The sequence below is a fragment of the Ignavibacteriales bacterium genome (assembly GCA_026390575.1).
In the GTDB taxonomy this organism is placed as follows: domain Bacteria; phylum Bacteroidota; class Ignavibacteria; order UBA10030; family UBA10030; genus Fen-1298.
Genome location: JAPLFR010000016.1, coordinates 351,780 through 378,533, shown reverse-complemented (window position 1 = coordinate 378,533; position 26,754 = coordinate 351,780). Strand labels below are relative to the sequence as shown.

Genomic DNA, 26,754 nt, shown 5'->3' with positions numbered 1-26,754 from the left:
AATCGAGAGTTCATTAGCAATAAGTTCACTTTTTTTACGAAAGACAATATGAAAACAAAGTATCCAATCGGGCGATTCGTTGATACGCTTGAAGATCCGTCTACGATCCCGGAAAAGATTGCAAATGGAATTCGAAAAACAGTGGAGGATTTTGTAAAGCGCCTTGAAAATTTAGACGAAGCACAAGCTTCTCAAAAACCCCAACCGGACAAATGGTCAAGAAAAGAAATTCTGGGGCATTTAATAGATTCCGCCTCCAACAATCACCAACGGTTCGTTCGCGCACAGTATATGAAAGATTTGACCTTTCCTTCGTATGAACAAAACGAGTGGGTGCACATTCAACAATACGGCTTGCGCACGTGGAAAGAATTGTTGACACTCTGGAAGTCTTACAATTTCCACCTCGCTCACATGATCAGTCACATGCCGACAGAATGTTTGGAGAAATCGTGCATAATCGGTTTCAGCGAACCAATGACCATCGGGTATGTTGTTGTCGATTATCTCGGACATATGCAGCATCATATCCGGCAAATAGATCAGATGTGACGGAAAAGAACTTAAAAAAAGAATTCAAAACAACGATTTATGGCAGGATTCTTGCTAATCTTACTTAAACTCAGGCAATTCATCAATTATGAAGGATAATACTATGAAGAAGTTAACTCCAGGATTTTTTTGCAATGGGTTGATCCATCGTATTCTTGTTCTTGCGTTCATCAATGAGATACTCGTATCATTTGCGTTTTCACAATCGTCTCTTTTCCGGCTTGCTCCCCTCTTCCAGGACAATATGGTGATTCAGCAACAAACGGATGTCCCCGTTTGGGGAAAAGGAGATCCCGGCAGCTCGGTGACCATTCAAACATCCTGGGGAAAGAAGGCAGATGTCATAGTTCAATCAGATAGTACTTGGATGACGAAAGTGTCAACTCCCAAAGCAGGCGGACCGTTTCAAATGACATTCCGCCATGGAAAGTATGTGACGGTTGTGCGGAATATTTTAACCGGTGAAGTATGGCTTTGTTCCGGGCAGTCGAACATGGAAATGCCTCTGGAAGGCTGGCCGCCATCCGATACGATCGCAAACAGCGCGAGTGAAATCGAGAACGCACTCTATCCTTCCATCCGTATGTTCACAGTGATGCGTTCGTTCGAGCCGGCACCGATGACAAATTGTGTGGGAAGTTGGAACGAGTGTTCGCCGCTCGATATTCGGAGTTTCAGCGCGACGGCTTTTCATTTTGGAAAGATATTGCACAAGGCACTTAATGTCCCTATCGGGTTGATCAACTCAAGTTTCGGAGGAACATTTGTAGAAGCATGGATGGATAAAAAATCTTTGAGCGCATTTAAAGAATATGCCGGTACTTTGAAACAGCTTGATGAAAGCCGCGACAAATTCCAGTCGTTAGTGCAATGGATTACAAAACATCCAGCAATTCCAATAACAGAACAGGATCCGCTGCGCCGCTATGCGGGGCTAAACTTCAACGATGAACAATGTAGTAATAAAAACTTTAACGACAAAGCATGGCCTGAAATGAAACTGCCTACGCTATGGGAACAAACGGAAGTAGGTAATTTTGACGGTGTGGTATGGTTTCGAAAACTCGTCGACCTTCCATCTGCATGGAAGGGGCAAGATCTCACTTTGTGTCTCGGGCCAATTGATGATATAGACGAGACGTATGTGAACGGAAAAAAAGTGGGTGATCATACAAGTGATGGATTCTGGAGCGTTGATCGCGTGTATAAAATTCCGGGTTCGCTCGTGCAGGATTCACTGCTGCAAATTGCTGTGCGTGTGATTGATCTGCGCGGCGGCGGCGGCCTCTGGGGAAAAAATACGAAAATGGTTTTGATACTGGATTCATTGAACATGATTTCCCTCGAAACAAACTGGAAATACTTGCCGGTGGCAGAATTACGCTCGAACACATTTTATGTCTTTGGCGCTGATGGCAATGAATATGCAAACCGCCCGAAATATCCGCTTAACTTTTCGCAGGATACACCGACGTCACTTTTCAACGGAATGATCAATCCGTTAGTACCATTCGCTCTCAGAGGGGCAATCTGGTATCAAGGTGAAAACAATGTTTCTAATTCGTGGCTTTATTCGAAACTGTTAACTTCGCTCATTACCGGCTGGCGAACAGATTTTCACTGCGGCGAGTTTCCGTTTTACTACGTCCAAATTGCTCCGTATGATTATGGCAAGGATTCAAAATCACAGCTTCTGCGTGAAGCACAGCTGCAGACAATGTCTATCACGAACACGGGTATGGTTGTGATTATGGATATTGGCAATCCGAAGAATATTCATCCGGCAGATAAAGAAAATGTCGGCAAGCGGCTCGCAGCATGGGCGTTGGCAAAAACGTACGGCAAGAAAGTTCCATTCACCGGACCAATCTATAAATCGATGAAAGCCGAAAAAGGAAAGATTGTACTCGCGTTTGATTATGCTAATAAGGGCTTAATCATAAAGGAACGAAATAAGGAAAATAACTTCCTGATCGCCGGCGAAGATAGAGTGTTCAAGAAAGCTGTCGTTCAGGTACAAGGAAAGACTTTAATCATATCGAATGCGGATATTGCAAAACCAGTTGCAGTACGCTATGCATGGAGCAATATGGAAGAGGGTACACTCTATAATAAGGAGGGTTTGCCGGCCTCGTCGTTTAGAACAGATACTTGGCAGGAGTAATAGATTCTGAATGTGCGTATCATAAAATTATTTCCGGAGGTTGTCATGAAAAGATGGCTCATTGTCACTTTTTTCATCGGTGTTCTTTGTCAATTACTTGTTGCTCAGAAGTTCGAAGGATTGGCGTTAACGCCGCCTATGGGTTGGAATAGCTGGAATACATTCGCTTGTAATGTCGATGAAGCATTACTGCGGCAAGTGACGGATGCCATTGTATCGAGTGGCATGAAAGATGCCGGATATCAATATGTTGTTCTTGACGATTGCTGGGAAGCAATGGAAAGAGACAACGCAGGGAACCTTCTCGCCGATCCTAAAAAATTTCCTTCAGGTATGAAGGCGTTGGGTGATTATATCCATTCGAAAGGATTAAAATTTGGTATTCATAACTGTGCCGGTACCAAAACATGTGCTGGTTATCCGGGAGGCAGGGGACATGAATTTCAAGATGCCCTTCTCTATGCATCGTGGGGTGTCGATTTCCTAAAATACGATTGGTGTTCCCACGGGACTGCCAATTCGGAAGAAACATATAAAACAATGCGCGATGCGATTCGTGCTGCTGGTCGACCGATAGTGTACAGCATATGCGAATGGGGCGATACAAAGCCATGGGAGTGGGGTAAAGATGTCGGTCACCTTTGGCGTATCACCGGCGATATTACTGATTGCTTTGACTGTGAGATAAACCATGGTTCGTGGTCCTCATGGGGAATCGTCAAGACAATTGAAATGCGAAAAGGTATTCGACAGTATGCTGGTCCTGACCACTGGAATGATCCTGACATGATGGAAATCGGACGCGGGATGACACTGAATGAAGACCGCGCGCATTTTTCACTATGGGCGATGCTCGCTGCTCCTCTTATTGCAGGAAATGATCTTCGGAATATGAAGAAAGAGATTCTTGAAATACTCACTAACAAAGATGTTATAGCAGTTGATCAGGATTCTCTCGGAGTGCAAGGATTAAAATACAATGATAATGAGAGCGGTGTTGAAATTTGGATAAAACCTTTGAAGAACGGCGATTGGGCAATCTGTTTCTTCAACAAGTCCGAACAAAAACAAAAGATGAATTTTTGACTGGTCAAAAAACACTATTGCCGATGATATCTCAAAGAATACATTGAATACAAATGATGTTGCGTATTCAATAAAAGACCTGTGGACTAAAAAGAATCTTGGTACGACGAAAAAGAATTTGATTGCAGAAATACCTTTACACGATGTATTGATGGTGAGATTGATAAGACAATAAGCGCTGTTTTTTCCAAGATGTGTCGACTTCAAATAGTATAAGGAATCATACCCAAAAGATGGAAAACAGTAAAACGAACATGAATAAAATGTAGTTTTCATTTGTGAAAGGAGATTTCCTCCATGACAAACCGCGAGATAAAAGTTGTAATTGCAGTACCAACATTCGGATCGGCTTTTCAAATTTCTATGATCGCAAACTTCAGGAAGTTATTCAAACCGGAAGAGATGGCTTTGCGGTCTTCAACAGAAGATGCTGAAAAGCAAATGGAATGCCTGCACCAATTACTTATACAAAATAAACCCACTGCCTTGATTGCTATGGATATACGGCCGGATTTTGATACAATTTCAACCTATAGAGCTGCGAATGTACCTATCGTTATATTTGACGAAGAAGCGGCTGGTGTGTCCACGATCGCAACAGATAACTTCAAAGGCGGGCGAATAGCAGGAGAATATCTGATTTCAAAGGGCAGGAATAAAATCGCAATTGTGACCGGTAGAACTCAAGTGAAAGGCGGCTACAATGCAGTACTAAGACTCAAGGGGTTCCAACAGGCGCTCAAGGCGAAAGGACTTTCAATACCGCAAGGGTGCGTGATGGAGGTGATGCATTATTCTCGTGAGGATGGTGTTGAGGTAATGCCGAAGTTGTTGGCCCTAGGCGTGGATGCCGTTTTTTGTGCAGCGGGGGACAATTGCGCGCAAGGATTACTGAATGTAGCCAAAGATAAAGGAGTGCGGGTTCCCGAGGATGTCGCAATTGTTGGCTTTGACGATTTACTTATCGCGCGACTTTCGACCCCGACACTTACTACTATTCGGCAGCCTTTGATGGAAATGGCTGAAGCCGCGTACACTATGGTTGTAATCCAAAGAGACGAAATTCTCCGCAACCCTCAAAATGCTATATTTAACCCTGAGCTCATAATTCGCAAATCGGCATAACAGCAAAAGATATTATCTAACTGATGTTATGCAAAGCAATAAAAAGAAAGAGTAGTACATTGAGAAAGACCAGAGCGGAGAATATCAATGGATAAAACTCTTTTGGACATGTACAGCGATTACTTACTCAGTTCCTATAGCGCAACACCATCGACACGATTGTCTGCCCTTTTACAGGGCGCTATCAGCCATGACAAAATCACACGATTCTTGACGGAAGATATTCCTAAGTCCCGAGAGTTATGGCACATCGTCAAGTCTCACGTTCGAGCAGTCGAGTCTACCGATGGCGTTCTCATTATTGACGATAGCATCGAAGAAAAGCCCTACACGGATGAGAACGATATTGTCTGCTGGCATTATAATCATAGCACTTCTTAAAGAAGATTCGCAGAGCCAAATAAATCGGTTAATTGCTCATTGGCGCTCAATTGAAAGCCGCCGTTAAAATAAAAAACCTGCTGTCATCAAACCACAATTCTGATCAGCAGGCCTTCATGGCTCAAAGCAGAGGAATTATTTCTTCGTTGCCTCACTATTTCTTTTAATGAGTTGAATACGCTGATGCACACTTGATCCAGTCCGCAACCCATCCTCCGGTGTATGCAAGACATAGTCCAACAGTCGTTCCACTGTGGAAACAGCGACGTGCATACGTGTATCCGAAGAACCATAGTAAATAAATACCCTGCCATCAGATCGTTCCACCCAGCCATTGCTAAATGTTACATTGGATACATCACCGATTCGTTCTTCGCCTTCGGGGGCTAAGAAATAACCACCCGGCTTTGCTATAACTTTTGATGGATCTTTCAGATCAGTAAGAAACATAAATAAAACATAGCGGAGACCGGCGACTGTATTCCGAACACCATGCGCCAATTGCAGCCAGCCTTTTTCCGTTTTGATCGGTGCAGGTCCTAAACCATTTTTTACTTCTTTAATTGTATGATACTGCCTGTCGTCGATGATAATCTCGCTATCGATTTGTGCCGATTCCATGCTTTCTGAAAGACCCCAGCCAATACCGCCGCCAGAACCGGCCTCGATAAACCCATCTTGCGGTCTGGTGTAGAAGGCATATTTTCCTCTCATAAATTCCGGATGGAGAACAACATTCCGCTGCTGCGGTGATTTTGTGATGAGGTCGGGAAGTCTCTCCCAGTGGAGAAGATCCTTTGTCCGCACAATGCCGCATTGGGCAAGTGCTGAAGAAGTATCGGTTCGAGCAACATTTGTATCTTTGCGTTCGGTGCAGAATAATCCGTAGATCCATCCATCTTCGTGCTTCACGAGCCGCATATCATAGACGTTGATGTCCGGATCATTCGTTTCCTGCAGTTGAATGGGGTAATCCCAAAATCGAAAGTTATCAACTCCATTTGGTGATTCTGCAATTGCGAAAAAAGATTTCCGATCAACCCCTTCCACACGAACAGCCAAAACAATTTTTCCCTTGAATTCCATCGCTCCTGAGTTGAATGTTGCGTTCACTCCCAACCGTTCCATCAGGAATGGATTTGTCTTGAAATTGAGATCGTAGCGCCAGGGAATTGGCACATGGTCGGCAGTCAAGACAGGATTGATGTACCGTTGAAACACACCATTGGTTTTCTTTGAAGGAGTGTTCTTGTTCCGAAGTAATTTTTCTTGGTCCTTCAATAATTGCTGAACCTTTTTCTTGAAGACTAATTCTTTGGATATGTTCTTCTTCACTTGAATTGTTCCATATTATTTTGAGAATGAAATTGTTTCAGCAGCTGATGAAACCTGAGTCGTCGCCGAAGTCGTTCCTAAGACACGTTCGTCAAAATCCGCTGGTAAGATTTCCTTGCTCGCGGCATCGAGATTATTCCACCAAGTAAATTTGAGAATAATGGATGTCATCAATACTATACTTAAGGAAACTGTAAATATCAAATGCTCCTGAGTTACTAAAGCAATAGGGATAATAAAGACTGAAGTTTGCCAAATAATTCCGACAATTACATTAAAGAAATCTCGGGTAAAATTTGTATATTTTTCCATTCGTGCAGGTATCCTTGGGTTATCAACTTAATAATCCTTTACGGATTTAATAACCAAAATGAAGGAGTCTGAAAGAGTAAGACGAGAAAGTCCTGCATCAGCTTTATGAATACTGCTGAGAGTGATGTGAATGAATTTGTGCAAAGATTCACATTACCAGAGAGTGAGGGATTCTTCCGGCAACCAATGAGAGGAAATATGCGAAAAAAGATTTATGGATAATAAAAATTTTCAACCGGTAATTTCTATTCAACTGGAGAAATCCTATGATATATTCAATGAATTCTTAAAACGACTCAGAATTCTTCTTGATATAATCGATGAGTTCGTCGACTTGTGCAAAAGCAAGGGCAGTACAAGTATCGGCTGCACCGTAATAGATCGCGATTCTTCCGGTTTCTGAATCGTAAAGATTTGCACAAGGGAAAACAACATTAGGGACAAAACCCGTTGTCTCGTAAGGCTTTTCAGGCGTAAGAAGATAGTCACGCGTTCGATATAATACTCTACTGGGATTGTCAATATCGAGAATGACGGCTCCAAAACTATAGACAAATCCATTGCACGTTGTCGATACACCGTGATAAAATAATAACCACCCCTCGGTAGTTTCAATCGGAATCGGTCCAGCGCCAACTTTAACACCCTGCCACCATCCTTGTCCTCCTTTTCCCATGACAAATTTGTGATTTCCCCAATGGATGAGATCAGGACTTTCACTTAAAAATATATCGCCGAAGTGTGTATGTCCGCTGTCGCTTGGCCTGCTCAGGAGGAGGTATTTTCCATTTACTTTTCGAGGAAACAAGACTCCGTTCCTATTAAATGGCATCAGTGGATTTGACAAGCGCACAAAGGAACGAAAATCTTTTGTTTTCCCCAATCCTATGGATGCACCATGCATATCATCACACCAAACGATATAAAAATTATCATCAATGCGAACTAGGCGAGGATCATATGCGTAACTTGTTGGATCAGGTTTCCCATTTTCGTCTACCCATTGGATTGGATCGGGGCTGATCTCCCAGACGATGGCATCTTTACTTTTACCAGAAAACAATGTTGCTCTTCCATTTTTTTGATCAGCTCTAAAGATACCAACAAAAGCCCCCTCATGAGGCGAAACCGCACTGTTATAGATTCGGGCAGCTTTTGGAATTGGATTCCAGTCAAGAATCGGGTTTTTGCTATATCTCCAGACAGCATCACCACAGTTTGATGGTTTGTTTTCCCAAGGAATATTCCGCAATTCTTTGCCAATGATTGTTTTTTTCATATTTCTTTCCTCAAATAAGATTAATGTTCATACTTGGTGCAAGCAGTCATACGTCATTGATACGTGATGCATTCATTATTTTTTAATAAACTATATACCACTAGTGTCCAACTGTTGGTCTTTGTAGTAGCTGTAACGTAAATATAATAAATGTGTTAGAGAATAATATGACCGTTTTCGATTTGAAATCAAAACCGATAAAATGCTATCCTATGAAGGAATCAATCATTCATAAGGAAACATATGAATATCGGGCGGACAATATTTTCTCAAATAATGGATCATATACCTATACACGAATTTTACCGTTGCGTCGAACGATACCATGATTCATATAAAGTTCAACAGTTTTCCTGTTGGGATCATTTTCTTTGTATGGCATTTGCACAACTAACATATCGTGAAAGTCTCCGAGACATCGTCCATTGTTTGGGCGCTCAACAATCCAAGATGTATCATCTTGGATTTCATAGCCGTATAACAAAAAGGACTTTGTCGTATGCAAACAATAAACGCGATTGGCACATCTATGCAGACCTTGCTGCCGTATTAACCAAAACGGCAAAAGAACAGTATCATGATGAACCCTTTGCTGTTGATATTGCCAATGCCGTGTATGCTCTTGATTCTACAACCATGGATTTATGATATAGACACAATTGGGTGTTACTGATTTCTAAAGTCTGAAGATGCAGGGTCATGCCGGGTTATAAAAAAACCGATTTTCGAACGAATCGGTTTTTTATTGTCTCAGTTTAACTGGCCTCAGCTTTTGCCAGCACTCGTTTCCTGGTGTAAGGAATTAATCCACCCGCTTCAATAATTGCCTGCCGTGCTTTGGGCAGAGGAATAACAGGGAATGATTTGCCGGAGGTTGTATTCGTTACTGCGGTTGGTGTTATTTCAACACTATCGCCGTTGACCACTTCCAGAGTCGGACAGGTTATAGTCTGCAATCCCAGATTAATACTGTTTTGCAGGAAGATGCGGGCAAAATTCTTTGCAACAATGATCAGTTCGTAACCTTTCAGCGCGGAGACTGCTTGCTCGCGTGAAGAACCGCAGCCAAAATTTTTTCCACCTACGATAATGCTGCCCGCCGGAACCTGTTTCGACTTTAACAAGTCGTTCAAGTCTTTGATGTCGGCAAATGCAAATTGCGGCGTTTCAGTCGGTAAAACAGTTGCCATATAGCGGCCGGGATAAATGATGTCGGTGGAAATATCGTTGCCGAGTGTATAAATAACCTTTGCCATATTATTTTTTTCCTCCTTTCATTGTCCGCGGATCGGTAATGACACCCGTTATAGCCGACGCAGCTGCTACTGCCGGTGAACAGAGATAAACCTCGGATTTTGGATTGCCCATTCGTCCTTTGAAATTTCTATTCGTTGTTGAAAGAGCTACTTCACCATCTCCCAGCGCTCCTTCATGCACACCAAGGCATGGCCCGCAACCGGAATTCATCACGACGGCCCCAGCCTTCATAAACGTGCCCATGTATCCTTTCGCCAGCGCTTGATTGAAGATTCGCCCGGAAGCAGGGAAGATAAGCATGCGTGTTCCTTGAGCAACCTTTTTACCGCTCAGAATTTTTGCCGCAACAGCTAAATCATCCAATCGACCGTTGGTGCACGAACCGATAACGATCTGATTCACCTTCGTTCCAATTACTTCTTTGATCGGTTTAACATTGTCCACGGTGTGCGGACATGCTATCTGTGGTTCCAATCGAGAAACATCGATGTCAATGATCCGTACATACACTGCATCTTTATCCGGCTTGACCAATTCAATCTTTCCTTTAACTTTTGCTTCTTTGCGGAGATAACGATCAGTTTCCTTATCTGATGGAACGATGCCGCTTGTCGCCCCCGCTTCAACGGCCATATTGCAAATGACAAGCCGCCCTGACGTAGACATCTTCTTAATAGTCGGACCATGGAATTCGATCACCTTGAAATTTGCTCCTTCAGCGGTCAATATACCGATGATATCTAAAATAAGATCTTTAGGACCGACAAATTTCTTAAATGTACCGGTGACGTTGACTTTGATCGTTGCGGGGACTTCGACATTGAGCACTGTACCGAGCGCCCACACACTTGCCATTTCAGTAGCTCCGATTCCGAAAGCAAAGGCCCCCATTGCACCATGACTAGTCGTGTGGCTATCCGTTCCAACGACCACATTGCCAGGAAGCACATAGCCATTTTCCGGCAGCACCTGATGACAGATACCACCGACATCGCCACGGATATCGTGAAACTTTGCAATGGAATTCGCCTGGACAAACTCCCGAATCTTTTTTTGGTTGGTTGCTGTTTTGGGAGATTCGGCTGGAACGCGATGATCGAAAATAATGCCGATTTTTAACGAATCCCATAGCTTAGGCGCGATCCCTGTCCCCTGATAGATTTCCATGAATTGATTTATAACCAATGCAGCATTTTCATGCGACATGGCAAAATCTACTTTTGGCTCGACAACATCACCAGCTTTGACCGATTTCAGACCGGATGCACGTGCGAGAATCTTTTCAACAATAGTCATTCCCATTGACTACTCCTTTATTGTTTGATTTTCGTCTCTTCGGCTCCAATGTATCTTGAGAGTTACTGTCGTATTAACCATTCTTGGGCATCTGAAAAATCCTTTGCGATATAAAAATCTCTTCCAGTAAAAGTTTTCACAGCATAGAAAATTACCTTTTGCATTCCTGAGAGACCAACGAGAGCGCTCGCTTTGATATAGGGATTGTTGTGCTTTGCATACTCCTTTAATGTTTCAACAAAATCAGTATCGAATTTTGTATTTGTAGTATCAGTAATGATGAGAACTGATTTTGGAGGTTGTTTTTGGATTACTTCTCCAGCATGTGCGATATATTTTTTAAATTCTTCACGATCCTTTAATATAAGATAAGAGATATCCAATAAAAATATTTGTTTCCCTTTATAGCTGATAGTAGAGATACCTTTCATCTGTTACCTCCTTGTTTTATGTAAGTTGATGGTTAAATATTTGATTCCTTATTTTCAAAAGCCATTCTTTTTTTACTCGTAAATAATCTTATCCGACAATTTTCTTCATACCTTGATACTTATCATCAAGGCGGTTATTTGGAAGGAACTCATTTTCCATCAACCGGTATTCTTTTAATCCGACAAAGTCTGTATAATCTTCGAACGAAGATACCCATTGTGTTTGTCCGGGTAAAATGCCGCTCGGTGAATTCTTCAAAGTAGTAAAGAAGTTCATTAATGCTTTATGTGCGACCATAATAGACGCGACGGGAATTGATACACGCCCGACTTTCATCTTGGCGAGCTCGGGAATTGGAATGAGTTCGGTTTTCATTCCAGAAATTGCATCCATTAAATTAACAGAGAGAGGCCCTTTTACTTCTTTCACAGCCCGCTGAATATCGGCTTTCGTTTTAATACCGTCGATGAATGCGAGATCGGCACCGGCTTTGAGATAGAGATTACAGCGACGAATAGCTTCGTCTAATCCTTCGACAGCAAACACATCTGTACGCGCATTGATAACAAAATCCTTATCTCTGCGGTCTCTCAATCGAGCGCATGCACGAACTTTTCCCGCCATTTCTTCTGCTGGAATGACTTCTTTGCCTGACATATGTCCGCAGCGTTTCGGGAATACTTGATCTTCAATATTCATCCCAGCAACACCCATCTGAAGCAGACGTTCGGTAATCCATGCAGCGTTGACTGCATTGCCACCACCGGTATCAACATCTGCCATAACAGGAATGTTCACTGCCTGTGTAATATTCCAAGTTATATCGAGTACATCTTTCATCTGAACGAGGCCGACATCCGGTTTGCCGATAAGAGAACCTGCAATGCCATACCCTGATATCTGAATTGCCTCAAATCCACACAACTCGATGATTTTCGCGCTGAGTGCGTCATGTGCTCCGGGAACGACAACAGCACGTCGTTTCATAATTGCTTTTCGTAAAACAGTTGTTTTTTTCATATAATCTCCCATGAATTCATGTTACGGGTTTATAGATTGCTTACACGTTTTTTTAAACACATGTTTTGTTTGATGGTTCATTATAATAGTTCGGCAATTGCATGAGCCATATCGAGCGTACTAGCATTCCCACCCATGTCGTACGTTCGCACTTTGCCTTCTTTAATAACGACAGCAACGGCATCTTCCAATCGGCTGCCTTTTTCAGTCTCACCGAGCCAATCGAGCATCATTTTCACGGCAAGTATAGTTGCGATGGGATTCACTTTGTACTGACCGGCATATTTTGGGGCAGAACCATGCGTTGGCTCAAAAACAGCAAGCTTCGTTCCGATGTTGCCGGAACATCCAAATCCGAGTCCGCCTACCATCTGCGCACAAAGATCAGAAATAATATCGCCGTACAGATTCGGAGCTACAAGAACATCGTAATTGAACGGATTCTTCAACAGCCACATGGTCATTGCATCAATATTGGCATCATCCATCTGAATTTCTGGATACTGTTTTGCCACTTCCTTGGCAGCCTCGAAGAATAATCCATCGGTTGCACGCACGACGTTGGCTTTGTGAACGACCGTAACCTTTCTCCGTTTAAACTTCCGGGCAAAATCGAATGCTGCGCGAACGATCCGTTCACTTCCCGCTTTCGTGTTGATCTTGCACGACACAGCATATTGATCCAATGGAAGTTTTGCAAATGGAGCAAAGGGTTTCGAAATTTTGGTTAACACATCTGCAACTTCCTGCGGCACCGGATTAAATTCGACACCGGAATAGAGATCTTCAGTATTCTCGCGGAACACAACAAGGTTAATACCTTCCTTAAAATTCAGAGAATTGCCAGGATATGCCTTACAAGGACGTAAACAATTATACAAATCAAACATCTGCCGCATGCGAACGATGGGCGAGCGATAGATTAAGCCCTTAGACTGCAATTCCGGCACAAGCTCTGCCTGTGCTGCCTTGACAGGTTTGGAAGTGATCGCCCCAAAGAGTGCAGCGTCAACATTCTTCAGCAGGTTCACCGTCCGTTCCGGAAATGCATCTCCTTCCTTGCACCAGAATTCCCAGCCGATATCGCCGTGAATATATTCTGCATTCAGGTTGATTTTATCGAGAACGATCTTCGCTGCATCCAGCACATCGATCCCGACACCGTCGCCTGGCAGCCACGCAATCTGATATTTAGCCATAGTGCACCTTCCTTTTCTTATCTCACAATTTCTTTAAGGCAGCTGCGGATTATAGCAATGCCTTCGTCTACCTCTCTTGTCGAAATGTTCAAAGGCGGCCGGAAGCGGATGGTACGCTCGCCGCAGCCGATAAGAATCAATCCTTTTTCGTATGCTTTCGTTTTCAATTTCTCGCGGCGTTCCTTTGTATCGATATCAATTGCACAAAAAAGCCCGAGCCCGCGGGAATTGCTGATCAGTGATGGAAAATCCTTTTCCAGCTTTAACAGGTCCTCAAGCAAATAGGTACCAACGATTCTTGCATTCTCCACGAGATTTTCTTCCTGAATAATCTCCAGCATTCTCGTTGCGCGCACCATATCGACAAGATTACCGCCAAAGGTTGAATTGATGCGGCTTGGAACTTGAAAAACGTTCTCAGGTACTTCATCAACCCGCTTGCTGCAGACGAATCCGCAGACCTGCATCTTCTTCCCGAAAGACATCATATCGGGCTCGGTATAATATTCATGCGCCCACATTTTTCCGGTCATGCCGACACCGGTCTGAACTTCGTCGAAGATAAACATAATATCGTTCTCGCTGCAGATCGTGCGCAGTTCGACGAAGAATTCTTTCCGGAAAAAACAATCACCGCCTTCGGCCTGGATCGGCTCTATGATGAGCGCCGCAATATCATCCGGATTATCAACAATTGCCTGCTTAATTTGCCGGATCGCCAATGCTTCCTCCTTTTGTGCCTTTTCCAGATGTTCCGCCGTGAGAGGAAATGACAGGATTGGATTATGAATACGCGGCCAAGAAAATTTAGGGAAGTACCTGATCTTGACAGGGTCGGTGTTGGTCAACGAGAGCGTGTAACCGCTTCTTCCGTGAAATGCATTGCGAAAGTGTATCACCTGCAATCCGATTTCTCTTGAATATCCCTTTTTAAAATTTTTCTGAACTTTCCAATCGAAAGCGGTTTTGAGTGCATTCTCATTACCCAGCGTACCGCCATCGATGAAGAACGCATAGGGCAGGTACGACGGTTGTGCTGTGCGAGCAAATGTCTCGACAAACTCCGCCATCTCCACTGTGTAGGCATCGGAGTTCGACGTTTTGTTTACAGCAATCTTGCCTAACTTTTCAATAAATGCTGACTCTCTTAATTTTGGATGGTTCATTCCCAGCGCGCCTGATGCGAAAAAAGTAAAATAATCCAACAGCGTACGATTTGTTCGAGAGTCATAGACATACGTTCCATGGCTTTTTTCCAAATCAAATACTATCGCAAAACCATCTGCGAGCATATGGCTGCTGAGGACGGAGTGAACTTCAGACGGCGAGATCGTTACCGGATGGCATGTCCCGGATTTTTCATTCTTGTTCGTGAACATAGAACACCTCGAAATTCTTTTGTGAATGGATTATGGAAAACATCGTGCATTTCCATTCCCTCAGAAGAATTCCTGATGTTCATACAATGAAACGATATAGAGGCGGATTATAGACACAACTGCATTTCTTTCAACATAAGACGTATAAAATCAACGTTTGTTACCACTCATGATTCGGACGAATAATTATCGATTTGTGCACGCTGCAAACGGCCGCTGTAATCGATATAGACCGATTTCCATTCCGTAAAGAAATCGTACACTGCCCACCCGCCTTCGCGATGGCCATTGCCGGTTTGCTTGACTCCGCCAAACGGGAGATGGGCTTCGGCACCGATGGTCGGGACATTAATATATGTGATGCCTGCTTTGATATCGCGGATGGCAACGAATGCTTTATTCACATCACGCGTATAGATTGAAGATGACAAGCCGTAGAGCGAATCATTCAATATCATGATTGCATCTTCTAAGGAATGTGTACGAATAACGGAAAGCACCGGACCAAATATTTCTTCCCGGGCTATGCGCATAGAAGGGAGGACACCGTCAAATATTGTCGGTTCAAAGAACCAGCCCTTTGCTAAGTCTCCATGTGCGGCAATTCTTCCCCCGCAAAGAAGCTTTGCACCTTCGTTCATTCCGATCTCCACGTATGACTGTACAATTTTCCGCTGGCCTTCATTAATGCATGGTCCTACATCCGAAGTTTGAAGAAGGCCATCGCCTAAACGCAGCTTTTGAGTCCGGTCAACAAGCATGGTCAAAAATTTATCATAGATTTTTTCATGGAGAATAAGCCTGCTAGTTGCTGTGCATCGCTGGCCTGTTGTACCGAAAGCGCCCCAGAGAATGCCGTCGAGAGCCAGGTCAAGATCAGCATCGTCCATAACAATTTGTGCGTTTTTGCCTCCGAGTTCCAGTGAAACCCGTTTGAGCGTAGCACTCCCATCGCGCAAAATTTGTTTGCCGATTTCTGTCGAGCCGGTAAACAGTATCAGATCGACGTCCGGGTGAGTGACGATCGCAGTTCCAACATCCCTGCCGCTGCCGTACACAAGATTAATGACGCCTTTCGGTATGCCTGCTTCTATCATGATTTCAACGAGGCGAGATGCTGTTTTCGGTGTATCGCTTGCCGGTTTGAAAACGACAGTATTACCGGAAAGCAGTGCAGGGAAAATTCCCCACGTTGGAATTGCCATAGGAAAATTCCACGGTGTAATGATTCCCGCCACTCCGACTGGAACACGAATTGCCATTGCAAATTTATCCGGAAGTTCAGAAGGAACGGTGTGGCCGAAAAGGCGACGACCTTCCGTCGCTGCATAGTACGCAGTGTCAATGCCTTCTTGAACATCGCCGCGGGTTTCAGTAAGCACTTTGCCCATTTCCCGTGTCATTTCGCGGGCGATCTCTTCTTTATACTTTACCAGAAGATCACCGATCTTCCGCAACATGTCGCCGCGTGCGGGAGCAGGAATTAAGCGCCATTTCTCAAAGGCGATTCGTGCAGCGCTGACCGCCTCGTTAACATCTTCTTTCCCCGACTTTGGAAATATACCGATAACATCATTCCAATTTGCCGGATTTCTGTTTTCAAAAGTCTTGCCTGACTTTGCTTCAACCCATTTCCCATTAATAAAATTTTGAAATTGCTGCGGCATAATTTTTATTTTTTTTAGTAACTGTAAGAGCTACTTATTCTCTCTTTTATGTTACATGCATCTCCATCCAATGACATCCCGCTGTTTCTTGCTTTGTTATCGTTGATGGGAAAGATACTAGAAAAGATTCAAAAACAAAACCATATCGAAAAAATTGCGTCTGATTGTGTGTTTTTGACAAAAAAAGGGAACGGTTTCTGTGCTCTATATTCTAAATCCCGTTCACTCATCAATCAGCGGAGAGTTCGTACACAACACTTAGCGTAAACTTTAACCTGTCGGATACAGCGAAAAACGCCGACGCCTCCATAAAGGAGATACGTCGCTTATTTGTATCGGGGCCAGGAAATGTAACCTTGGGAAAGATTTCTACCATCGCTTTACGTGCTAACATAAAGGTCTCAAAATCGGAATTATCTCCATTTTTGCAAAATAATAGAGTTTCTTGACCGATCCGATTTCCAAAACCTTTTATATCAAATTTTCATTATTGAATTATTAAATATGTCCACGCCGCGTTTTCTTTGATATATTTTCCTTTTCATAAAATTTGGATCAAGGCAGATTGCATCTGCTCACATATCAAATATTGAGCCTCCTTGAGGATTAATTACTTTTTCATCCTTTCGGACGATTCCCGATTACATAAATCATGAGTATTCTGACTTAAAGTATACAGAGAAGAACCGGAATTATTCTATTCTCGAATGAAATATTCGTATTCAAGCTTGGAAGTTGAATCAATCGGATTGCGTCTGGGTAAGCCTCTGCGTTGAAAAAACTCAACCATAAAAGAAAGGATATGTGTTATGCTATATACCATCGCTGTTATTCTAGTCATATTGTGGCTGCTGGGAATAGTCTCTTCTTACACAATGGGTGGGTTCATTCACGTTCTTCTGGTGATCGCCATTGTGGTTATCTTGGTCAATGTTATGAGAGGGCGAAAACCCGCGTGACTTTATGTGGGAGTACAAGAAAAAAATATATTAGAATAGTTTCTATAATAATTAGGAGATTCCACCATGAAAAGACATAAGTCGTTTGTTATGAAAGTTGCGCTCTATTGCTCCATCGCCCTGATGGCTGGTTGCACATCATCCAAACTTGTCGACATTTGGAGCGACCCTTCATTTCAACCTCCATCTTTGAATAAGATGCTTGTTCTTTCCGTTAGCAAGAATCCTGTGCAGCGCCGTACTTGGGAAGATGCTTTCAGCGTCGAGCTTGCAAAACATAACGTTACAGTGACGCCTTCGTATCTTTTGTTTCCGGATGCGGTACCGGATACAAATCAGATTATTCAGATCATGCAATCAAATGGCTTTGATGGAATCCTGGTCTATCGCAGGCTACTTCCGGAAACGAAAACTAAGTACAAACAGGGATTTGGAATGAGCGAAAATAATACAGTATATGATCGATTCAGTAGAAGATTTGTAGCTTCCTATTTTCGAGATGTAGATTATGCTGCGCACGTCGATTCTCAAAAAGTCGACATGCGCGCTATTGACGTATGGACAACAAAGGACGAAGGACAGATAATATGGAGCGCCACGAGCGAGACTCCAGAACCGAATTCAGTACAGGAAGTCCGTCCAGAAATCGTCAAACTTGTTATGTCTGATTTGACAAAGCGGAGAATGATCGCTTCTAAGCGATAAAAGGATTTCTTTACCTTGCGCGGAAATGTCCGCCGCAACAGTTTTGCTCCAAAATATCATGAAGATAAAAAAGATATTCGGTATTGTAGAGAACATTTGAAAGAAAGAAACCAATGGAAATTTTAATTGCCATCATTCTGTATCTACTCGCAATTGTATTATCTATGACGCTGGGGAATATTTTCAAAAAAGCCGACGATTCAATGTCAAATGATATAATGAATAATAAAACCAAGAACAGGAGTCGATCCTATCATCCGGTACATAATATGTTCCGAGATTTGCGGCATTAGCGGTTATACCATGCTCTACAAGGAGATATTGAAAATGTACATTATGAAAGGATTACAATCATGAAAACAGCTGGCATCATCATTCTTATAGTAGGTCTGTTAATGACTATCTATACAGGTTTTACCTATGTCACTAAAGAGAAGGTTGTGGACTTGGGGGAACTCGAGATAACAAAGGATAACCATCACACTATAAACTGGCAACCGTACGCTGGAATCGGAATGATGGTAATTGGTGGTGCTGTTCTCATTCTTGGTAGAAAAAAATCACTGACCGCCTGATACGAATATGCAGCAGGTTATGGTTGAACAATGCGCTCACAAATGAAGTCAGAGATATGTTCAACAAACAAAACATTTATTGTGAAGGAACAATTTAGTTGCAACAGCGACGGAGTCGCGTCATGGTTAGCTTCTGCGTTGAAAAAATTAAACCAGAAAAGAAAGGATACTTGTTATGCTATTTACTATTGCTGTTATTCTTATCGTGTTATGGCTTCTTGGATTAGTCACTTCATATACGATGGGTGGTTTAATTCACATTCTTCTTGTTATCGCCATTGTGGTTGTTTTGCTAAGAGTCATTCGCGGACGAAATGTAGTGGACGGGACAAAGAATTGAGTTCGATATTTTGGGCATGCTCTGTATGGGCACTCTGACCGTAGGAAGAACATATACACGGCACCTTTTTGATAGAACATAAGATTAAAACTTACATACGCCATGTCATCAAGATTGTTTTATGGATATTTGCTGGCATGCTGTGTCTGATCATTCTCGCTGTGGTGGCGCTTCAGTTCCACGGGGTGCAGCACTATATTGCACAGAAGGTATTGTCATCGATATCGGAGAAGACACATACCCGCATCGAAGTTGGTTCGGTCACGATCGCTTTTACTCATTCGGTTGTTCTCCAAAATATATTCGTTGAAAGCCGACAGCGGGATACTTTGTTGTCTATTCAAACGCTGGCAGCGGACGTGAACCTGCTCAGACTTTTCTCGCACGACATCGTGTTGACTAATGTCCGGGTTGACTCGCTCGTTGCCCACATCACTCGCACTTTACCAGACAGCAGCTTCAATTTCGATTTCATTCTCAATACAATTAGTCCCCATCCGACTACTACTGATGTCAATCCTGATACAACTTCAGGTCCCGATTGGAGAATTCGGTTTGGCAGAGTAAGTCTCAACGGGTTCCATGGTACATACGATGATGAAGTGAGCGGATTAAAGCTGCGACTTCAGCTCGGCACTCTGAAGGCTTCGCTCGACAAGTTTGATATCAATAAAAAGCACTTCCATGCCGACGAATTATCTCTTGCGAATGCTACGGCGAGTGTCATACTGACAAAAGAATCACAACCCGATGAATCGCAATCTAAAGATATCGACCTTGGGGTCGAAGCCCTATCGCTGATAAAGGTTAATTTCATTTATGAAAACACCGTAACGGGAGAACACTACGGCGTTGACCTTGGAACGTCGACTCTCCTTGCAGAGAAGATTGATCTGCCATCGCATCATATCGCGGTCAAGAATCTCCTGCTCAAAAACACGATCGTTGTTATCGTACAGCCAAAAAGGAACGAATACAAAACAGAAAATTCTGGCGCTACTGGTTTGCCCTGGGTTATCAGTCTCGATCAATTAAATCTCAGCGGCAACGGCGCTCAATATGATGTTCAAGGAACGGCGAGGACCAAAGGAGTGGATCTGAATCATCTCCGACTTGACGGTTTGACAATGCGGGCAGAAAACTTATACTATAGTGAAAACCGCATGAGGGCAGACATCAGTCACACATCTTTTCGGGAGCAGTCCGGCCTTGAGTTGCGTGAACTATCGGGCGGATTCACGCTTGACTCTCTGCATGCGCAACTCACAGACTTCACAGTGGAAACTGCGGCAAGCCGCATTCACCAGAATATTCTCTTGGGTTACTCGTCGCTTGAGGCACTCAAAAACCTCCGGGGCACTGTAAACGTGAAAGCGACAATCGGTGATTCTCACCTTGCCGTTTCGGATTTGCTTTTTTTCCAGCCTTCTCTTCCGATAAAGAACAAACCGGGTGCGTCGATAAGATTCACCTCCCAACTCTCAGGGCTTGTAGGGGACTTACACGTGGAAGAGTTTCGGGCTACGGTGGGCGATTCCACCACAATCGATCTCACCGGTTCAATCCGCGGATTACCGGAGGCGGACACGGCGTATTATGACGTGAACCTTAGTCTATTGTCTTCCAGTCGAAATGACATTCAGGCTCTTATTGCAGATACGCTGTTGCCAAAGGGTATCGTTTTTCCTGCTTCCATCAGTGTGAGCGGAAACTTCAAAGGCACATTGAAGAATTTCTCTGTTTCAACTGATATCGCGACGAGCATCGGGAACGTGAAGGGAAATCTGGAATTAAACTCCAGTAATAGACCTGACTCAAAAACCGATCAATGGAAGACAAATGTTATCGTTGAGGAGTTCAATGTCGGTTTGCTTCTTAACGATCCGGGAACCTTCGGTCCTGTTTCATTGAAGGCATCCGCCGACGGAACGGGATTAAACATAAATGACATCAAAGCGAAGCTGAATGTACAAGTGGACAAAGCGGTTGTGAACGGGTATCCGTACAGGCGGATCTCGATCGATGGAACTGCAGGCCAGAAAATGTTCGAAGGGAAAGCTGAGATCCAGGATTCGAATCTCGCATTCATATTCAACGGCATCGTTAATGCAAACGGTGAAAAACCGACGTACAAATTCACATTCGATCTGAAAGGCGCCGATTTGCACCGGCTCAACTTTACCTCCGATGACATTCGGGTATCAGGTATGATAACATCCGATCTTATAGGACAGGGCGTAAACGATATCAATGGCAATATCGATGTTCGTCAAGTCGTGATCGTCAAAAACAACAAACGGTATGTCATCGATTCCCTTGTCTATGTATCGGTAAACATAGAAGCACAAACCCACATCAGTATCGCATCCACGATCTTCGCAGGGCAATTCGATGGCACAATTACACCGGGTCAATTGCCGGAAGTGTTGAAAGAACATTTTGATCATTATTTTACACTGCATGAAATGCAACGGAAAAGGAATCTTAAACCACAGTCTTTTTCGTTTCACATATCCATACGTGATCCATCCACTATCACGGACGTATTCTTTCCGGAACTCCGCCGGCTTTCGGCAGGAACCATTGAAGGCAATTTCGATAGCGACAAAAGAATCCTGAATACGTACATCGATATCCCCGGGATTGACTATAATGATATCACGGTCGACAGCCTCACTGTCAAGGTCACATCAGATCCCGATCTGCTACAGGCAACATTGAAGGTAGGATCTATAACTGATTCGACATTTCGGGTAACGAATCTTCAAGTTGCCGGAAAGGCCTGGCACGACAGCATTGATATTACATTGCAGAGTACTCGCGGAGATGGTTTCATGAAAATATTTCTTGCAGGAGTATTCAATAGTCTTCCGGATGAATACAAGTTTCGATTCAATACCAATGGAATTGTGTTTCAAAACCTTCCGTGGATTGTTCCTTCTGACAATTTCATGCTCTTTGACAAAAACAAATTTACCGCTCATGATGTCGTGTTGCGAGGCGCTGGGCAATCCCTCTCTCTCAAAAGCACGGATGAGAAGAACGAACGCTCACCGTTAAAGATTGAATTCAACGATTTTGATCTTGCCACGCTATCACAAGTTGTTGAGCGTGAGAGCGGTTTGCTCGGTGGAACTCTCAATGGAAATGTCGTTTTGCAGAATCTGGAAAAACAAATGGCATTCACGTCTGATCTGACCATCAAAGACTTTAGCTTCTATCAAAAGCATGTAGGTGATATCACTCTACGTGCAAACAACCAAACGCAAAATGTCTACGATGTCACCATGGATATTGCCGGTCATGGAAACCAAATTGCCATGCAAGGAAAATACCGGAGTGAAGTGGGCGGGAGTGCGCTGGATCTGAATTTTGATTTCATGAGAGTGAATCTTGCCAGTATTGAACCTTTTACATTCGGCAGTGTGAAGCGTCTGTCAGGAATAATGACGGGCGGATTACATATGACAGGTACAATGAAGAAACCTTCAGTGAACGGGGAGTTGAATTTTACCGATGCATCATTCAACCCGACATTCCTGGATACATACCTACATCTCAACAATGGCAAGATAGTGATTGATGCTCAAGGAGCAGAATTCATGTCTTTTGATCTTGTCGATACTCTCGGTAACATTGCTTCATTGAGCGGCCGTTTGTTTACCGAGGACTTCCGCAATTACAGTTACGATTTGCGAGTGCACACCGATAAGTTTCTTGTATTAAACAAGCCCGCAAGCAGTGACGCTCTTTACTATGGCACAGTGATCCTTGACAGTGATATATCCGCAAAAGGAGATCAGAAACGATTAATGGTCAGCATGCAGGCAGAACTGGATAAGGGAACCAATCTTGCAATAGTCTTGCCGGAATCAGAACTCGCTGTGGAGGAGCGTCGTGGAATTGTGAGATTCGTCGACTTGAACGCTCCGACAAACTCTATTATGTCACGGCAGAACCCCGGAATTGAAAAAGACACGACGGGATCGAAGTTTTCATCAATAGACCTCACATCAAATATCACCGTGAACAAGGATTCCAAGCTTCGGATATTGATCGATCCCATTGCGGGCGATTCACTGGTGATCCAGGGAGAAGCGACATTGAGCTTTACCATTGACCCGAGCGGAAAACTCACTCTCACAGGACGGTATGAAATTCTTAAAGGTTCGTACCAACTTACGTTTGGAGACATTATCAAGAAAGAATTCGCCATCGAAAAAGGAAGCAGCCTTACATGGTTTGGTTCGCCCTCTGAAGCTGACGTCGATATCACTGCGATGTACACAGTGAAAGCCGCAGTTCTGGAATTGGTTCAGGATCAATTATCCGGCATCAGTCAGGAAGAGCGGAACAAATACAAGCAGGTACTTCCCATTCAGGTCTACCTGATGATGAAGGGAAAACTTCTGAAGCCGGATATTCACTTCAAGCTCGATCTTCCTTCAGACCAACGAGGTGTGTTGAGCGGTACTGTTTACGCGAAACTGAATGAGTTGAATGGCCAGGAATCCGAACTCAATAAGCAGGTATTTGCACTTCTGGTATTGGGCAGGTTCATCGCAGAAAACCCACTTGCATCCGTGGGTGGAAACGGGGAGCTTTCCGATTTCGCCCGGTCAAGTGCCAGTCAAATTCTCTCCGCGCAGCTAAACCGTTTATCTGAACAATACATTGCCGGCGCGAATCTCAATGTGGGTTTGGATTCATATCAAGATTACTCTTCAGGTACTGCCGAAGGGCGGACTCAATTGAAACTGGCTCTCTCAAAACAACTCTTCGATGAACGTGTGACCGTTCAGGTGGGAGGGAATGTGGACCTTGAGGGGCGGCGAAGTCAGCAGAATTCGCTCAATAATTTTGCTGGCGATCTCAAAGTATTGTATAAACTTACCGAGGATGGCCGCTGGCAATTGCAGGTCTTCAGACAAAACTCATACGAGGGCGCCATTGATGGAGATATTATCAAGACGGGTGTTGGCGCCGTATTCATGATCGATTTCGACAAACTCTTCGGCATTACGCTCAAACCGGTTCCTGATAAGGAAGAGAAATAAATGCGAAGTGGATTCTCCATGACTGATTCTCTTGTGCTTCTTGTCGTTGCAGGCCTGCTCGCAGCATTCGCTACAGGTTGCAGCAACACAGCGTATCTGACGAAAGGTGAGAAGCTGTATACAGGCGCAGATGTGAATATCGAAGAGAAGGAAAGTATTCCGGACAAGGGTAATCTGAAAGGACAATTGGATCTGCTTGCCAAACCGGAACCGAATGGAAAATTCCTCTGGCTCTTCCACCTTAAGTTATGGTTGTACAACATCGGGTTTTTCAAAGAGACTTTCGGTGAACCGCCGGTGCTGTTACAATCTGTTGTACCCGATCGAGTTGCCGCGAGAATGCGCAACCTGTTGGAAGGCAAAGGATACTTCGGGGCGGACGTACAATACTCGGTACATGAACAGGAAACCACCGCAGACATTCAATATAATATTGCAATCCGATCACCATACAGAATCAATGGCATTACTGCAAAAAGCGACAACTCCACGCTGGTAGAAGCAATTCGTGCCACTATGGGAAAAACAGTTCTCACCGCAGGAGACCAATATGATCTTGTGAAACTGAAACAGGAGCGGGAACGCATTGATGTCTCGCTTAAAGAAAAAGGATATTTCTATTTCTCTCCCGACTTCATTGATTTTCAAGCGGATAGTACTGCCGGGAATAAGACGGTTGATCTTTCTCTTCAAGTCAAAGGTGATATACCCGTCGAAGCAACGCGCGTCTATACAATTGGCAATATCTACATCTATTCCGGTTATTCGCTGACACGTGACAGTGTTACCATATCTGTCGGCGATACAGTAAGGGTTGGTGGCTGTTACTATATTGATATCGATAAGAAGTTTGATCCTGACGTCATTGCCCGGTCGATTTTCTTTAGAAAAGGCACTGTATATAATAGAGACGACCACGATATCACATTGAACAGGCTCATGAATCTTGGTGTGTTCAAGTTCGTGAACATACGATTTATTGAGGCCGATTCGGCAGGCATCCCACTTTTAGATACCCATATATATCTGACGCCGCTGTCGATAAAAAACATTCGCTTTGAGTTACAAGGCGTTTCCAAATCTAACAACCTTGCAGGACCGGTTCTTAATTCCAGCTTCCGGAACAGGAATTTGTTCGGCGGGGCAGAACTCTTTACGCTGAGTGGTGAAGTTGGGTTTGAGTTGCCTGTTGGTGGAGGACAATCGGGAGGGAATTCGTATGTGATAGGAACGCGTGGAGAGTTAGATCTGCCGAAGTTCCTTGTTCCGTTCAAACTCACCAATGTATCGAGCCTCTTTGTGCCAAAGACACGCATTGTGCTTGGATTTAATTTGCTGAATCGATTATCATACTATCAGCTCTTCTCGGTAGATGCTTCGTTTGGATACAACTGGAAAGAATCCATCAGCAAGGAACACAATTTTAATCTGCTTTCGATTACGTCTGCGCATCTGGCAAATGCAACCCAGAAATTCAACGACTTGTTGAGTATAAATCCACTGTTGAAAAAGAGTTTCGAGCAACAGTTTATCATTGGACAGAATTATTCCTTTACATACAATGACCAGCTTGAGAAGGAGCATAAGAATCACATATATTTCAAAGGAAGCATAGACCTTTCGGGAAACCTGTTGCAGCTTGTGCAATCATTGTTTAACAAGCAACAAGCGACACCTGATACTCCCTATAAAATCTTCGGGACAGCATATTCAGAGTACTACAAATTTGATATCGACTTGCGGCATTACTACAATACTATGGATCAAAGAGCGTCACTTGCCAGCAGGTTGATCGCAGGAATAGGTGTCGCTTATGGCAACTCTGCGACTCTACCATACGTGAAACAGTTTTATATCGGGGGAAGCAATAGCGTGCGTGCCTTTGGTGCGCGCGCTCTTGGTCCCGGTTCGTACAAAATTCCTGATAGCCTCGCTGCAAAATCCTTCATTGATCAGGCCGGGGATATAAAGCTTGAAGCAAATACCGAGTACCGCTTTCCTATCATCAGTATTCTCAAAGGCGCACTCTTCGTTGATGCCGGTAATATCTGGCTGCTGCAGGAAGACCCTGGCCGACCCGGTGGTAAGTTCTCCGGCAAGACATTTCTCGATGAGATAGCGGTTGGAACAGGATTTGGCTTGCGGCTTGATCTGTCCTTTTTTATTCTTCGGATTGACCTTGCGTTCCCATTGCGCGTCCCATATCTGCCCCAAGGCGAGCGCTGGGTCATCAATAAGATCAATTTCGTCGATCCGTCGTGGAGAACGAACAATCTTGCATTCAATATTGCCATTGGATATCCGTACTGAGTTGTGTGAAAAATTGGGAATTCGGAATATTATCTCCATACGAGGAATATGTACATCTCCAGGCAGGATTAATTACTTTTTCATCCTTTCGGGCGATTCCCGAATATGTAAATCATGATTATTCTGTTATGAGAAGTACATAGAAGAAAGGGGATTTTTCCATTCTCTAAGGTGGATGAAATATGCGTATACATGCATGGAAGTGGATTCAATTAGATTTTAAGATGGACGCGATAGGATTGCCAAAGAGGAAGCCGAACGTGAAGTTGATGAGTATACTATCCACACCTCGACAACAATTGGGTTGCATCATAGTTTGCCACT

General features: G+C 43.7%; 23 protein-coding genes. 12 read left to right on the top strand and 11 right to left on the bottom strand.

The window, feature by feature from the left end; all coding sequences use genetic code 11:
* Nucleotides 1-48: 48 nt before the first annotated feature.
* The 5 genes from NTX44_14560 to NTX44_14540 all read left to right on the top strand — a co-directional run bounded on the left by NTX44_14560 (nucleotide 49) and on the right by NTX44_14540 (nucleotide 5,308).
* Complete coding sequence (locus tag NTX44_14560; protein ID MCX6122830.1) at nucleotides 49-552, top strand: DinB family protein; 504 nt, start codon at nucleotides 49-51, stop codon at nucleotides 550-552.
* A 103-nt stretch (nucleotides 553-655) separates the two neighbouring features.
* Nucleotides 656-2,716 carry a glycosyl hydrolase family 2 gene (locus NTX44_14555; protein ID MCX6122829.1) on the top strand — a complete coding sequence of 687 codons (2,061 nt, stop codon included), beginning with the start codon at nucleotides 656-658 and terminating at the stop codon, nucleotides 2,714-2,716.
* Nucleotides 2,717-2,761: 45 nt separating this feature from the next.
* Nucleotides 2,762-3,802 carry a glycoside hydrolase family 27 protein gene (locus tag NTX44_14550; protein MCX6122828.1) on the top strand — a complete coding sequence of 347 codons (1,041 nt, stop codon included), beginning with the start codon at nucleotides 2,762-2,764 and terminating at the stop codon, nucleotides 3,800-3,802.
* Between the two features lie 297 nt (nucleotides 3,803-4,099).
* Nucleotides 4,100-4,927 (top strand): substrate-binding domain-containing protein, encoded by an 828-nt coding sequence (locus NTX44_14545; GenBank protein MCX6122827.1) that lies wholly within the window; start codon nucleotides 4,100-4,102, stop codon nucleotides 4,925-4,927.
* A gap of 87 nt (nucleotides 4,928-5,014) precedes the next feature.
* Entirely contained in the window at nucleotides 5,015-5,308 is a 294-nt protein-coding gene (locus tag NTX44_14540) for a hypothetical protein (protein ID MCX6122826.1), read from the top strand.
* Between the two features lie 135 nt (nucleotides 5,309-5,443).
* Here NTX44_14540 and NTX44_14535 read toward each other — a convergent pair whose 3' ends face one another.
* From NTX44_14535 to NTX44_14525, 3 genes are all read right to left on the bottom strand, one after another.
* Nucleotides 5,444-6,643, bottom strand: a complete 1,200-nt coding sequence (locus NTX44_14535; protein ID MCX6122825.1) for a glycosidase — start codon at nucleotides 6,641-6,643, stop codon at nucleotides 5,444-5,446.
* A gap of 15 nt (nucleotides 6,644-6,658) precedes the next feature.
* A complete protein-coding gene (locus NTX44_14530; GenBank protein ID MCX6122824.1) occupies nucleotides 6,659-6,955 on the bottom strand; it encodes a hypothetical protein in 297 nt (98 codons plus the stop codon).
* A 286-nt stretch (nucleotides 6,956-7,241) separates the two neighbouring features.
* Nucleotides 7,242-8,234 (bottom strand): glycoside hydrolase family 130 protein, encoded by a 993-nt coding sequence (locus NTX44_14525; GenBank protein ID MCX6122823.1) that lies wholly within the window; start codon nucleotides 8,232-8,234, stop codon nucleotides 7,242-7,244.
* A gap of 243 nt (nucleotides 8,235-8,477) precedes the next feature.
* Between NTX44_14525 and NTX44_14520 the strand changes: the two genes are divergently transcribed.
* Nucleotides 8,478-8,882: a DUF4372 domain-containing protein gene (locus NTX44_14520; protein ID MCX6122822.1), complete on the top strand. Its 405-nt coding sequence runs from the start codon at nucleotides 8,478-8,480 to the stop codon at nucleotides 8,880-8,882.
* Between the two features lie 107 nt (nucleotides 8,883-8,989).
* Here the strand turns inward: NTX44_14520 and NTX44_14515 are convergent, their stop codons facing one another.
* The 8 genes from NTX44_14515 to NTX44_14480 form a co-directional block, all read right to left on the bottom strand.
* The gene (locus tag NTX44_14515; protein ID MCX6122821.1) at nucleotides 8,990-9,490 is read right to left on the bottom strand and encodes a 3-isopropylmalate dehydratase; all 501 of its coding nucleotides are present in this window, start codon (nucleotides 9,488-9,490) and stop codon (nucleotides 8,990-8,992) included.
* Between the two features lies 1 nt (nucleotide 9,491).
* Nucleotides 9,492-10,793 (bottom strand): 3-isopropylmalate dehydratase large subunit, encoded by a 1,302-nt coding sequence (locus tag NTX44_14510; GenBank protein ID MCX6122820.1) that lies wholly within the window; start codon nucleotides 10,791-10,793, stop codon nucleotides 9,492-9,494.
* A gap of 56 nt (nucleotides 10,794-10,849) precedes the next feature.
* Nucleotides 10,850-11,218 carry a hypothetical protein gene (locus NTX44_14505; protein MCX6122819.1) on the bottom strand — a complete coding sequence of 123 codons (369 nt, stop codon included), beginning with the start codon at nucleotides 11,216-11,218 and terminating at the stop codon, nucleotides 10,850-10,852.
* An 88-nt stretch (nucleotides 11,219-11,306) separates the two neighbouring features.
* A complete protein-coding gene (locus NTX44_14500; protein ID MCX6122818.1) occupies nucleotides 11,307-12,239 on the bottom strand; it encodes an isocitrate lyase/PEP mutase family protein in 933 nt (310 codons plus the stop codon).
* An 80-nt stretch (nucleotides 12,240-12,319) separates the two neighbouring features.
* Complete coding sequence (locus NTX44_14495) at nucleotides 12,320-13,438, bottom strand: isocitrate/isopropylmalate dehydrogenase family protein (GenBank protein MCX6122817.1); 1,119 nt, start codon at nucleotides 13,436-13,438, stop codon at nucleotides 12,320-12,322.
* 17 nt (nucleotides 13,439-13,455) lie between these two features.
* Nucleotides 13,456-14,817, bottom strand: a complete 1,362-nt coding sequence (gene lat / locus NTX44_14490) for an L-lysine 6-transaminase (GenBank protein MCX6122816.1) — start codon at nucleotides 14,815-14,817, stop codon at nucleotides 13,456-13,458.
* A gap of 167 nt (nucleotides 14,818-14,984) precedes the next feature.
* Nucleotides 14,985-16,484, bottom strand: coding sequence for an aldehyde dehydrogenase family protein (locus NTX44_14485; protein ID MCX6122815.1), 1,500 nt, complete (start codon nucleotides 16,482-16,484; stop codon nucleotides 14,985-14,987).
* A 229-nt stretch (nucleotides 16,485-16,713) separates the two neighbouring features.
* Complete coding sequence (locus tag NTX44_14480; GenBank protein MCX6122814.1) at nucleotides 16,714-16,878, bottom strand: hypothetical protein; 165 nt, start codon at nucleotides 16,876-16,878, stop codon at nucleotides 16,714-16,716.
* A 415-nt stretch (nucleotides 16,879-17,293) separates the two neighbouring features.
* On the opposite strand from NTX44_14480, the gene NTX44_14475 reads away from it, so the two are divergent.
* From NTX44_14475 to NTX44_14450, 6 genes are all read left to right on the top strand, one after another.
* Entirely contained in the window at nucleotides 17,294-17,443 is a 150-nt protein-coding gene (locus tag NTX44_14475; protein ID MCX6122813.1) for a lmo0937 family membrane protein, read from the top strand.
* Nucleotides 17,444-17,509: 66 nt separating this feature from the next.
* Complete coding sequence (locus NTX44_14470; GenBank protein ID MCX6122812.1) at nucleotides 17,510-18,148, top strand: hypothetical protein; 639 nt, start codon at nucleotides 17,510-17,512, stop codon at nucleotides 18,146-18,148.
* Nucleotides 18,149-18,501: 353 nt separating this feature from the next.
* Nucleotides 18,502-18,723, top strand: a complete 222-nt coding sequence (locus NTX44_14465; protein MCX6122811.1) for a hypothetical protein — start codon at nucleotides 18,502-18,504, stop codon at nucleotides 18,721-18,723.
* 175 nt (nucleotides 18,724-18,898) lie between these two features.
* Nucleotides 18,899-19,063: a lmo0937 family membrane protein gene (locus NTX44_14460; GenBank protein MCX6122810.1), complete on the top strand. Its 165-nt coding sequence runs from the start codon at nucleotides 18,899-18,901 to the stop codon at nucleotides 19,061-19,063.
* A 68-nt stretch (nucleotides 19,064-19,131) separates the two neighbouring features.
* Entirely contained in the window at nucleotides 19,132-24,120 is a 4,989-nt protein-coding gene (locus tag NTX44_14455; protein ID MCX6122809.1) for a translocation/assembly module TamB domain-containing protein, read from the top strand.
* 18 nt (nucleotides 24,121-24,138) lie between these two features.
* Nucleotides 24,139-26,430, top strand: coding sequence for a BamA/TamA family outer membrane protein (locus NTX44_14450; GenBank protein ID MCX6122808.1), 2,292 nt, complete (start codon nucleotides 24,139-24,141; stop codon nucleotides 26,428-26,430).
* Nucleotides 26,431-26,754 lie beyond the last annotated feature (324 nt).